At 63.0% G+C, this 12319-nt stretch carries 10 protein-coding genes; 1 reads left to right on the plus strand and 9 read right to left on the minus strand.

Going from position 1 to position 12319, the window contains the following annotated elements; translation table 11 throughout:
• Positions 1 to 5: 5 nt before the first annotated feature.
• The 9 genes from ACMGG8_RS00680 to ACMGG8_RS00720 form a co-directional block, all read right to left on the minus strand.
• A complete protein-coding gene (locus ACMGG8_RS00680; protein ID WP_060842338.1) occupies positions 6 to 911 on the minus strand; it encodes a cation diffusion facilitator family transporter in 906 nt (301 codons plus the stop codon).
• A 222-nt stretch (positions 912 to 1133) separates the two neighbouring features.
• A complete protein-coding gene (locus ACMGG8_RS00685) occupies positions 1134 to 1895 on the minus strand; it encodes an SDR family oxidoreductase (RefSeq protein ID WP_060837285.1) in 762 nt (253 codons plus the stop codon).
• 896 nt (positions 1896 to 2791) lie between these two features.
• On the minus strand, positions 2792 to 3508 hold the full coding sequence (locus ACMGG8_RS00690) for an ABC transporter ATP-binding protein (RefSeq protein WP_016967871.1): 717 nt from the start codon (positions 3506 to 3508) through the stop codon (positions 2792 to 2794).
• Complete coding sequence (locus ACMGG8_RS00695; protein WP_060837284.1) at positions 3505 to 4377, minus strand: ATP-binding cassette domain-containing protein; 873 nt, start codon at positions 4375 to 4377, stop codon at positions 3505 to 3507. Before ACMGG8_RS00695 ends, ACMGG8_RS00690 begins: the two co-directional genes overlap by 4 nt.
• A complete protein-coding gene (gene livM, locus ACMGG8_RS00700) occupies positions 4374 to 5669 on the minus strand; it encodes a high-affinity branched-chain amino acid ABC transporter permease LivM (RefSeq protein ID WP_060837283.1) in 1296 nt (431 codons plus the stop codon). The genes ACMGG8_RS00695 and livM overlap by 4 nt, the downstream gene beginning before the upstream one ends.
• 2 nt (positions 5670 to 5671) lie before the next feature.
• Positions 5672 to 6586, minus strand: coding sequence for an ABC transporter permease subunit (locus tag ACMGG8_RS00705; protein WP_011058967.1), 915 nt, complete (start codon positions 6584 to 6586; stop codon positions 5672 to 5674).
• Positions 6587 to 6747: 161 nt separating this feature from the next.
• A complete protein-coding gene (locus tag ACMGG8_RS00710) occupies positions 6748 to 7884 on the minus strand; it encodes a branched-chain amino acid ABC transporter substrate-binding protein (RefSeq protein ID WP_016967874.1) in 1137 nt (378 codons plus the stop codon).
• A 364-nt stretch (positions 7885 to 8248) separates the two neighbouring features.
• Positions 8249 to 9532: an NAD(P)/FAD-dependent oxidoreductase gene (locus ACMGG8_RS00715; protein WP_060842337.1), complete on the minus strand. Its 1284-nt coding sequence runs from the start codon at positions 9530 to 9532 to the stop codon at positions 8249 to 8251.
• A gap of 113 nt (positions 9533 to 9645) precedes the next feature.
• Entirely contained in the window at positions 9646 to 11136 is a 1491-nt protein-coding gene (locus ACMGG8_RS00720; protein WP_060837281.1) for an aldehyde dehydrogenase family protein, read from the minus strand.
• A gap of 171 nt (positions 11137 to 11307) precedes the next feature.
• On the opposite strand from ACMGG8_RS00720, the gene ACMGG8_RS00725 reads away from it, so the two are divergent.
• Positions 11308 to 12210 (plus strand): LysR family transcriptional regulator, encoded by a 903-nt coding sequence (locus ACMGG8_RS00725; RefSeq protein WP_060842336.1) that lies wholly within the window; start codon positions 11308 to 11310, stop codon positions 12208 to 12210.
• Positions 12211 to 12319 lie beyond the last annotated feature (109 nt).

Below are 12319 nucleotides of genomic sequence, written 5' to 3' on the forward strand. Positions count from 1 at the left end.
GCCGATCAAACGATCCACTTGCGATCCCCGGTAAAGCTGATGGTCAGCCAACGCGCGGCGTCGGCCTCTCCCAACTCACTGGAAATCTCCTCGCGCAAGCGGTCCAGAGTCGCCACATCCTGCAGCGGATAGTCCGCCGGCAGCACGATATGGATCTCGATGAAACGCGCCCGGCCGTGCTTCTGCACGTAGGAAATGTATTCCTGGAAGCCATAGGCAACCATGGCCTCTTCCATCACGCTGCGCACCTTTTCATCCAGTTGGTCCGGAGCGATGCCCAGCACATCACGCAACGCCGGCCGCAGGATCTTCAAGGCCGGCGGCAGCATGCTGATGGCCAGCAGGATCAGGATCGCCGGGTCGACATACACCGCCCAGCGGTCATGCCCGTACTGCTTGAGCAGCAGCGCCGTGACAAAGCTCACCAGCAGCCCCACCGAGAGCATCGCGTCCACCAGCCAGCTGATGTTGTCGAACTGGATCAGTGACGATTTGAGCTTGCGGTTACGCCGGCGCACATAGAAGAAGTAGGCGAACTCCGCCACGGCGAAAAAGGCGGCATAAAAGATCACCAGCCCCAACTCGACCTCTCGGCCACCGTTGATGATGCCGAACACACCGTTGAGGAAGGCATAGATGGCAATCAGCAGCAGGAAGCTGCCCTCGATCAACAGCACCATGGGCTCCAGATGCCAGAAGCCGAACTGGAAACGGTGGTTGCTTTCCTTGGCGATCAACCGGGCGGTGATCAGCATCAGGACCTTGATGAAGGTCGCGATCAGGGAAAAAAATCCATCGAACAAAATGGATTGGGCGCCAGAAACAAAACCCGTGACGATACCGGCGATCGCCACGATGAACATCAATACAGTCGATTGTTTGAGCAGAGACTGCTCACCTCGGTTACTCACGATTCCTCCTATCGAACTTCGAAAACACCGCCTCGTGTGAGACGGCCGCGAAATTTCGGGTCGGAATTCTACCTTGCCAGGGCCGGCCTCAAGCTGAAACGAATCAGCTTATGTGTTTCCGAGTACAACTGTAGTCGCTGCCGAGCCATGGCGAGGCTGCGAGCGCCGAGGTCTTGCGAACGCAGGAGGGCCTGGCGGCCCTGTCGCAGCCTGCGGCAGCGGCTACACCTTGCGCTCGATGGCGAAGCCGGCCCAGGTCTGGCTCACCGGCATCAGCTCCAGACTGTTGATGTTGACGTGGGCAGGCGTGTTGAGCACCCAGAAGATGGTGTCGGCGATGTCCTCGGGCTGGATCGGTTCGGCGCCGGCATAAGTGGCGTCATAGCGCGCCTGATCGCCAGCGAAACGCACCAGGGAGAACTCGCTTTCGCACAGGCCCGGCTCGATGTTGGTCACTCGTACCCCGGTGCCCTGCAGGTCGCAGCGCAGGTTCAGGGAGAACTGTTTGACGAAGGCCTTGCTCGCGCCATAGACGTGGCTGCCCGGGTACGGGTAGTTGCCGGCGATGGAGCCCAGGTTGACGATCCCGGCGCCCCGGCCATGGGCGATCAGCCGCGGCAGCAGCAGGCGGGTGCTGTACATCAGGCCCTTGATGTTGGTGTCGACCATGGTGTCCCAGTCATCCAGGTCGCATTTGGGCGCCGGGTCGACGCCCAGGGCCAGGCCGGCATTGTTGATCAGGCCGCGCAGCTTGCCGAAGGACGCCGGCAGATTGGCGATGGCGGTTTCCATGGCCTTGCGGTCGCGCACGTCGAGCACCAGGCCGTGCACTTCGGTCTGCTTGGAAAGCTCTGCGCACAGCGCGTTGAGACGCTCTTCGCGCCGGCCGGTGAGCACCAGCGACCAACCGGCCGCGGCAAAACGCCGGGCGCAGGCTTCGCCAAAACCGGACGTCGCGCCCGTAATGAACAGTGTGGAAGTCATGGTGTTCTCCTTGCTGGGTGGCGAGCCGCCGTTTCATGAAAAAAGCGTTTCGCAGCATGCCCGGCCCGGCTCTGGGCGGCAACAGAAGCCCCGGACACCCCGGGCAGCTGTACAATAAACGCTCACTGGCCCGGAAGGCACGGCAGCCGTGGCCTGCAGCCAGCTGCGCGCACCTTATCCACAGGCCGGTCCACAGTCTTTGGGGGCAAGTGCAGATCCCGCAAAGCCTCTGTGCACAAGGCTTGCAGCCGATCACGAGAAGTTTTTTGCTTGACCCGCAGCGGCTGTCCATGCACCCGCGACCGGCAAAGATGACCGCGCGGTCAAAGTGCATAAGGCCAGAGGCCAGCAACCACGCTGCTCAGCGCAGTCTTTCCAGAGTTTAGTCACAGACTTATCCACAGGCTCATCCCCGCCTTTGGCAAGGTCCGACTGCGACAATAAAAAGGTTGACAATTGCCTCCACGAGCCCCTGCAAAAGCCCTGATCAAAAAACACACAAAAGCCTGCAGACCACGTAAATAAAGGCCTTCAGCCAGCTACTCCCACGTTACCCACAGCCCGCTCCACAGCAAACGGGGACAAGTCAAAACGGTGGAAAAACAACTGTTTGCAGCGTCTTTATGCCGCGCTTTAGCAGCTTGCGAATAATGTTGTCCACAATTGTCCGACGTGAGCGGCCCTGCTGCGAAGGCTCCCTTGTCCATACACGCGCCAGACACCCAGGAGCCGGCTGGCCAGCGCGGTTGCAACCCACGAGCCCATCTCAACGAGCGGCCATCGGGGAGAGTGGTTTCGCCGGCAGGCCAGCACCGACACGGCGGGCAGGCTGCTGTGGATAAAAAATGCCCCGGCGGCGGGAACCGACGGGGCATTTTTATCCACAGAGCGGGCGGTCAGTGACCGCCCAGGTAAGCGTTGCGCACCTCCTCGTTGACCAGCAGCTCCTTGCCGGTGCCACTGAGGCGGATCTCGCCGTTGACCATCACGTAGGCGCGGTCCGACAGCTTCAGGGCGTGGTTGGCGTTCTGCTCCACGAGGAAGATGGTCATGCCGGTGGCCGCCAGCTCCCGCAGGGTGGCGAAGATCTGTTTCACCACGATCGGCGCCAGTCCCAGGCTCGGCTCGTCCAGCAGCAGCAACTTGGGCCGGCTCATCAGCGCCCGGGCAATGGCCAGCATCTGCTGCTCACCGCCGGACATGGTCATGGCCCGCTGGGTACGCCGTTCCTTGAGCCGTGGAAACAGCTCGAACATGCGTTGCATGTCCTCATTGGCGTACTTGTCGCCAATCGGGATGGTGCCCATCAGCAGGTTCTCCTCCACGGTCATGTCGGGAAACACCCGGCGCCCTTCCGGGGACTGGGCGATGCCGTTGGAGGCGATGTAGTGGGACGACTTGTGGGTGATGTCCACGCCGCGATAGAGGATCTGCCCGGACTCCGCCCGGGGCTGGCCGAAGATCGACATCAGCAGCGTCGATTTGCCGGCGCCGTTGGAGCCGATCAGGCTCACGGTTTCCCCTTCGTTGATGTGCAGCGAGACTTTCTTCAGGGCCTGGATCGGGCCGTAGTACACGTCCAGGTCCTTGAGTTCGAGGATAGGTTGACTCATACCAGCTCCTCTTCGTCGGCACCCAGGTAGGCGGCGATCACCTTCGGATCGTTGCGGATCGCCTCCGGTCCGCCTTCGGCGATCACGTTGCCGTGGTCCAGCACCACGATGTGGTCGGAAATACTCATCACCATGCCCATGTCGTGTTCGATCAGCACCACGGTCAGATCGTGCTCGTCGCGCAGCAGCCGGATCATCGCGCTCAGCGCTTCGGTTTCCTGAGGGTTGAGGCCGGCGGCCGGTTCGTCGAGGCAGATGATCTGCGGTCGGGTGCACATGGCCCGGGCGATCTCCAGGCGCCGTTGCTGGCCGTAGGACAGCTCGCCGGCCAGGCGGTTGGCGCAGTCCACCAGGTCCACCACTTCCAGCCAGTAGAAGGCGTGATCCAGGGCGGCGCTTTCCGCCTTGCGGTAGCCCTTGGTGTTGAGGATGCCGGACAGCAGGTTGCGATTGACCCACATGTGCTGGGCCACCAGCAGGTTCTCCACCACGGACATTTCCTTGAACAGGCGAATGTTCTGGAAGGTCCGCGCCAGGCCGGCCCGGTTCACCAGGTGGGTGCCGCCGAACATCTTGTAATACAGGCGGCTGGCGAAGCTTTTTGGCGACACGAAGTCGGTGGCGCGAAACGGCTCGCCCAAGAGCTTGATGACGTTGGTCTGCTGGCCCCGGGTATTGAGCTCGATGCGCCCGCCGGAGGCCTTGTAGAAGCCGGTCAGGCAGTTGAACACCGTGGTCTTGCCGGCGCCATTGGGGCCGATCAGGGCGAAGATCGAGTTGCGCTTGACCTTGAGGCTGACGTCGCTGAGGGCCTTGATGCCGCCGAAGTGCATCATCAGGTTCTCGACCGAAAGAATGTATTCGCTCATGGCGCGTTCCCCTCAGTCAGAGCACCTTTGCGTGGAGTGACCCCGGTACGGCTGATGCGGATCAGCCCTCGCGGTCGCCAGATCATCATCAACACCATGAGAATGCCGAACAGCAGCACCCGGTATTCGGAGAAGCTGCGCAGCAGCTCCGGGGCCACGGTCAGGACGAAGGCCGCGATCACCACGCCCACCGTGGAGCCCATGCCCCCCAGCACCACGATGGCGAGGATCAGCGCCGACTCGAAGAAGGTGAACGAGGACGGGTTGACGAAGCCCTGGTAGCTGGCGAAGAACACCCCCGCCAGGCCGGCGGTGGAAGCACCGATGGTGAAGGCCGAGAGTTTCACCAGCACATGGTTCAGGCCCATGGCGCGGCAGGCGATCTCGTCTTCACGCAAGGCTTCCCAGGCGCGGCCCACCGGCATGCGGGTCAGCCGGTGCTTGATGTAGAGCACCAGCAGCACCACGATGAACAGCACGATGTAGATGAACAGGAACTTCAGGTTGGGGTTGTATTCCAGGCCGAAGAACTCGTGGAACGGCACCCCGCCGTCCTTGGCCTTGCGCCCGAACTCCAGGCCGAAGATGGTCGGCGAGGGCACCGGCATGCCGTTGGGACCGCCAGTGAAGGACAGCCAGTTGTTGAGTACCAGGCGGATGATCTCGCCAAAACCCAGGGTCACGATGGCCAGGTAGTCACCGTGCATCCGGAGCACCGGGAAGCCCAATATGCACCCCGCCAGCGCCGCGGCAATCGCCGCCAGGGGCAGCACGGTCCAGAAGCCCAGGCCCAGGTACTGGTAGCCCAGGGCCAGGCCGTAGGCGCCAATGGCGTAGAACGCCACGTAACCCAGGTCCAGCAGCCCCGCCAGGCCCACCACGATGTTCAGCCCCAGGCCCAGCAGCACGTAGATCAGCCCGAGAATAACCACGGTCAGCAGGTACTTGTTGGCGAAGAACGGGAACACGATGGCGATCACGATCAGCGCCGGGATGATCCAGCGCAGCCGCGACTTGTAGTCCGGCGCCAGCACATGCACCCCGGAACCGGTGGTCTCGAAGCCCTGGAGAATCCTCAGGCCCTTGGGGGTTTGCAGGAACAGGCTCAGGGCCAGGCGGCCAGCCATGACGATCGCCACCAGCCAGGCCACGCGGGTTGGCTGCAGGTTGAAGCTGTAGCCGTCGAGCACCACGCCCACGATGGGACCGAACACGATCAGCGAGATCAGCCCGGCCAGTACGGCGTCGATGACGCTCTTCTTGATATCAATCGGTTTATTGGCAGCAGACATACTTATACCTTCGCCACGAGTGGGCGACCCAGCAGGCCTTGGGGACGGAAGATCAGGATCAGCACCAGCAGCGAGAAACTGAACACGTCTTTGTAGTCGGAGTTGATCAAGCCGGAGAACAGCGACTCGGAGATCCCGAGGATGATCCCGCCAAGCATCGCTCCGGGCAGCGAACCGATGCCGCCGAGCACCGCCGCGGTGAACGCCTTGATGCCGATCACGAAGCCGGCATAGAAGTCGAAGGTGCCGTAGTTCATGGTGATCAGCACCCCGGCCAGGGCCGCCATGGCCGCGCCGATGACGAACACATAGGAGATCACCCGGTCGGTGTTGATGCCGAGGATCGAGGCCATCTTGCGGTCTTGCTGGGTGGCCCGGCACATGCGCCCCAGCTTGGTGTACTTGATGATGTAGGTCAGCAGCGCCATGCCGGCGAACGCCGCCACCAGGATGAAGATCTTGGTGTAGGTGAGTTGCACGAAGCCGGTGCCGATGTCGACTTTCCAGGCCCCGGCCAGCAGGGTCGGAACCCCTTGCTGCTTGGCGCCCTGACTGATCTGCGCGTAGTTCTGCAGGATCAGCGAGATGCCGATGGCGCTGATCAGCGGTGCCAGGCGGGTGGAGTTGCGCAGGGGTTTGTAGGCCACACGCTCGATGACCCAGCCGTAGATCCCTGTCACCACCACGGTGAAGATCAGGGTGCCGAGAATGAGTAGCGGGAAGGATTCGATGCCGAAGTAGGCCAGCAGAGCCAGACTGATTGCCGCGAGGTAAGCGGAAATCATGTAAACCTCGCCGTGGGCGAAGTTGATCATGCCGATGATGCCATAGACCATTGTGTAGCCGATGGCGATCAGACCATAGACAGACCCGAGGGTCAGTCCATTGATCAGTTGCTGCAGGAAAATACCATCCATAACGCAATCTCACGGACTTGAGAGACGGCACAGGGCGTCAGCGACGGGCAGGGATCACCGGCCCGCGCAACACGTCCGTTGTGCAGCTCTACGAGAAAAGGCAAGTACTGCACGAATACGAACCGGCACCAGGGGGTAGTACCGGTTCGCTCGGACTCAGGTCACTTCTGTTTTTCCAGCTGGTGGTACTTGCCGTCCTTGTCCCACTGATAGACCACGTAGTCGGAGATCTTCAGGTCGCCCTTGGCGTCCCAGGACTTCTCGCCCATCACGGTTTTCACCGGATTGGCCTTGAGCCATTTGGCGGCGTCTTCGCCCTTGTTGGATTTGGCGCCGTTGAAGCCGGCGGCCAGTGCCTGGACCGAGGCATAGGCGTACAGGGTGTAGCCTTCAGGCTCGGTGCCGGCCTTGCGGAAAGCATCCACCACCGCCTTGCTGTCCGGCAGCAGGCGTGGGTCGGCGCCGAAGGTCATGTACACGCCGTCAACGTATTGCGGGCCACCGGCGGTGGTCACCAGCTCGTCGGTCACGATGCCGTCGTCGGACATGAACTTGACGTCCTTCAGGCCCTGCTCGCGCAGCTGGCGGACCAGCGGACCGGCTTCCGGGTGCAGGCCGCCGAAGTACACCACGTCGGCGCCAGCAGCGCGGATCTTGGTCACCACGGCGCTGAAGTCCTTCTCGCCACGGGTCAGGCCCTCGTACAGCACCGGGGTCACGCCGCGCTTGGTCAGCTGCGCCTTGGTGGCATCCGCCAGGCCCTGGCCGTAGGTGTCCTTGTCGTGCAGCACCACGACTTTCTTGCCCTTGAGCACGTCGACGATGTAATCGCCGGCGACAATGCCCTGCTGGTCGTCACGCCCGCACATGCGGAACATCGCGGACAGGCCGCGCTCGGTGACCTGGGGGTTGGTGGAGCCCGGGGTGATGGCAATCACGCCCGCGTCGCTGTACACCTCGGAAGCCGGAATGGTCGACGAAGAGCAGAAGTGCCCGACCACGCCCGCCACCTTGTCCTGGTCCACCAGACGGTTGGCCACCGCCACGGCCTGCTTCGGTTCGCAGGCATCGTCGCCCTTGACCAGGACGATCTTCTCGCCGTTGACCCCGCCCTTGGCGTTGATCTCGTCAGCCGCTGCCTGTGCACCCTTCATGTACTGCTCGCCAAATGCCGCATTGGCGCCTGTCATGGGACCCGCTACGCCGATCTTCAGGTCGGCTTGAGCAAACGCAGAAACACCCAGCGCAGTTGCCACTGCGAGGGCCAGAAAGCCTTTCTTGTAAAACGTCTGGGACATGAGGTGGTGCTCCAAGGTTTTTTTAGTTGGCACTGCGACTTCACTAGGATTGCTCAGAGCAAGCGCCGTGCCAGTGGTTTTTTATTCTGAAAAAAGTCGCTGTCTTATTGTTATTTCGACTGTTTCGAGCCCTTTTTTATTGGGCGTGCAACCGTCTAAACCGCGGAAGGTGAAACCCTGCTTTTTAATGGGCGCAACCCATGCGTGCCATCATTGCAACCGCGACACAATTCAACGTGCAACCTTGCTGTAACAGCCCGCGTCACCGAACTGCACACTGCTGGTGCGGGACTGCTACGAGCCGCACCATTACAGGCTAGTCGTTGCATCGAAAAGCGTCGTCTCCGGCCGTTTAATTCCTTGTTCAGATCACGATCCGCAGGCACTGGCCCGCGTGATAGAGAGAAAATCCCGCCTCGTACAGGCAACTGCGCAACCCCACGCCGGCCAGGGGCTGCATGGGCGCGAAGGGAATCGGCAATGCCTGGGGATCGCCGTGACACAGGTAGTCGGCGAAGGCCTTGCCAACCACGGTTCCGGTGGTCACCCCACGGCCGTTGTAACCGGTGACGGCCACCAGGCCGGGGGCCGGTTCGAACAGGCGCATCAGGTGATCGGGGGTGAAGGCGATGCAGCCGGTCCAGGTGCATTCCCACTGCACCGGTTTGAGGTAGGGGAAGTAGTGCTGCTGCACCCGATCGGCCCAGGCCTTGAGGAACCACAGCGGTTTCTGGTTGCCGTTGCCCAGACTGCCGAGCAACAGGCGCCCGTCGGCATCGCGCCGGATACTGCTCAGCACCTGCCGGGTATCCCAGGAACCCTGGCCACCGGGCAGGATCTGCCGCGCCGCCTCTTCGGTAAGCGGCGCGGAAGCCACCTGGTAGTAGTAGCCAGGGAAGAAGTTGCGCCGCAGCTCGGTCCAGTCGCCTTCGGTGTAGGCGTTGGAGGCAATCACCACCTGTTCGGCCAGCACCGAACCCTGCGCGGTCTGCACCGACCAGCGCTGGCCCTGGCGTTCCAGGCGGGTGACCGGGGAATGGTCGAACAGCTGGCCGCCGAGCTTGATCGCGGCCTTGGCCAGCCCGGTGGTGTAGGCCATCGGGTTGAGGGTGCCGGCACGCCGGTCGAGCAGCGCGGCAGCGATCTTGCGGGTGCCGGTGGCCTGTTCGCAGGCGGCGCCGGTCAACAGTTCCACCGGTGCACCACGGCGCTTCCATTGCTCCTCGCGACTGCGCAGGTCAGCCTCGCCCCGAGCGTTGTGGGCCATGTGCAAGGTGCCTTCGCGACGCAGCTGGCAATCGATCTGGTACTTGTCCACCAGACTGAACACCAGGGACGGCGCGGCGCCGAGCATGCGGTTGAGCTGGCTGCCCACCTGCTCGCCGAAACCGGCCTCGATCTCGTCCGGGGGAATCCACAGGCCGGCGTTGACCAGCCCGACGTTGCGCCCCGAACCGCCCTGCCCCGCGCGATGGGCCTCGACCACACAGACCCGCTTGCCCTGCTCCAGCAGATGCACCGCCGCCGACAGGCCGGTGAAACCGGCGCCGATGACGCACACATCCGCCGTCAGCTCGCCCTTGAGCGGGGCGTTGTCAGGCCGCTGCGGGGTCAGTTTTTCCCATAGACATTGTTCTTGTAGCGCCATTGCCAGACTCCGAAATCAACGAACCACAGACGCTGAAACGCATTGACCGCTGTTCGCCAGCAAGCTGGCTCCTACAACCCTCCCCGTAGGAGCGAGCTTGCTCGCGAAAAGACTCAATCGAAGGTAATGCCCTGGGCCAGCGGCAGTTCCCGGGAGTAGTTGACGGTGTTGGTCTGGCGCCGCATGTAGCCACGCCAGGCGTCGGAGCCGGATTCGCGACCGCCGCCGGTTTCCTTCTCGCCACCAAAGGCTCCACCGATTTCCGCGCCACTGGGGCCGATGTTGACGTTGGCGATGCCGCAATCGCTGCCCACCGCCGACATGAACTGCTCGGCCTCACGCACGTCGGTGGTGAAGATGCAGGACGACAGGCCCTGGGGCACGGCGTTGTTCAGGCGCAGGGCTTCCTCGAAGTCGTTGTAGCCGATCACATACAGGATCGGGGCGAAGGTTTCGCTGCACACCACGTCGCTCTGCTCGGGCATTTCGACGATGGCCGGCGACACGTAGTAGGCGTTGGGGAAGGTGTCCTGCAACTGGCGCTGACCACCGAAAACCCGGCCGCCTTCGCTCAGGGCCTGCTCCAGCGCGTCCTGCATGGCATCGAAGCTGTGCTTGTCGATCAGCGGGCCGATCAGGTTGCCTTGCAGCGGGTGGCCGATGCGCACCTTGGAATAGGCGGTCTTGAGGCGGCTGACGATTTCTTCCTTCACCGACTCATGGGCGATCAGTCGGCGCAAGGTGGTGCAGCGCTGGCCGGCGGTGCCGACGGCGCTGAACAGGATGGCGCGCACCGCCATGTCCAGGTCGGCGCTCGGGCCCAGGATCATGGCGTTGTTGCCACCCAGTTCGAGAATGCTGCGGGCAAAGCGCGCGGCGACCTTGGGCGCCACTTCGCGGCCCATGCGGGTGCTGCCGGTGGCGCTGATCAGGGCCACGCGCGGATCGTCCACCAGGGCGGCGCCGGCGTCACGACCGCCGATGATCACCTGGCTCAGGTAGTCGGGGGCGTCCTGGAAATTCTTCAGCACGCGCTCCAGCAGGGCCTGGCACGCCAGGGCGGTCAGCGGGGTCTTCTCCGACGGCTTCCAGATCACCGAGTTGCCACAGACCAGCGCCAGGGCGGTGTTCCAGGCCCAGACCGCCACCGGGAAGTTGAAGGCGCTGATCACCCCCACCACGCCCAGCGGATGCCAGGTTTCACGCATGTGGTGGCCCGGACGCTCGGACGCGATGGTCAGGCCGTAGAGCTGGCGCGACAGACCAACGGCGAAGTCACAGATATCGATCATCTCCTGCACTTCCCCCAGGCCTTCCTGGGTGATCTTGCCGGCTTCCCAGGACACCAGCTCCCCCAGGTCGGCCTTGTGCTCACGCAGCACTTCGCCAAATTGCCGTACCAGTTCGCCGCGACGGGGTGCCGGCACTTTGCGCCACAGAGCGAAAGCATGCTCTGCACGACTGACCTGCTGCTCCACTTCCGCGGCGCCCTGCCAGTTCACCGCGGCGATCCGGCTGCCGTCGATGGGCGAATGCACAGGCTGGGAGCCCGACTGGTACAGGGCCGGGTTCACACCCAGACGATCAAGCAATGCGGCAACCATGGGGTCACTCCTTACAGGTGAAAAGCGAAAAATCCCGACCGCTGCGACGGCCATCAAGGCCTGTAGTTGTAGCTGGCCCGAGACTTGCCAACAAACGACCTTTAAGCGAGATATCATTCCGTTTATTCATGCTGAGCCGGTATCCAGCACCGATAAGAACAAGGACCACCCATGCTGAACAAACGCTACCTGCCGTCGATCACCGCCCTGCAGTGTTTCGAGGCCGTGACCCGGCACCTGAGCTTCACCCGCGCCGCCGAGGAACTCAATCTGACCCAGAGCGCGGTGAGCAAGCAGGTGGCGCAACTCGAAGAGCTGCTGCAGCACCTGCTGTTCCGCCGGGTGCGGCGCCGCCTGCAGCTGACCCCGGCCGGCGACCTGTACCTGGTGGAGGTCCGCAAGATCCTCACCCAGGTGGAGATGTCCACCCATTACCTGCGCTCCTACGGCGGCGAGACCGAAGTGCTGCGGGTGTCCACGCCCTACACCTTCGGCGCCCGCTGGCTGGTGCCGCGCCTCAAGGGCTGGCGCCTGCGCCACCCGCATATCCACCTGGACCTGTGCAACGAGCAGGAGCCCGACGAACTGCTCCAGGGCCACGCCGACCTGGCGTTCTACTTCGGCCAGGGCGCGCGCCCCGGCACCGAAAGCCTGAAGCTGTTCAGCGAGGAACTGGTGGCGGTCTGCGCCCCGGACAGCCTGCCCGCCGAACCCTTGAGCGACCCTCGGCAACTGACCGAGCTGGTACTGCTGCAGAACGCCTCGCGCCCCCAGGGCTGGCACGAATGGTTCGAACAGCAGGGCTACCAGACCGAACACAGCTATCACGGCCCACGTTTCGAAACCTTCTATATGTGCATCCGCGCCGCCCAGGTCGGTTGCGGTGTGGCCCTGCTGCCGCGCTTCCTGGTGGAAGAGGAGCTGGCCGAGGGCAAACTGGTGATCGCCTGGAAATACGCCATGCCCAGCCAGGACGCCTACTACCTGGCCTACCCCGAACACTCGGCGGAAGTGCCCAAGGTCCGCGACTTCGTGCGCTGGATGCTCGAACACAACGACGCCCCCCTCCCGTAGGAGCCGGCTTGCCGGCGATGGGGCCCTTGAGCCCGGCACAAGGCTGAAGATCCGTTCGCTGGCAAGCCAGCTCCTACGGCAGGAGAATGGCCCGCCGCAAAAATCGCTG

The organism is Pseudomonas sp. BNK-45 (genome assembly GCF_047456255.1).
Lineage (GTDB): Bacteria > Pseudomonadota > Gammaproteobacteria > Pseudomonadales > Pseudomonadaceae > Aquipseudomonas.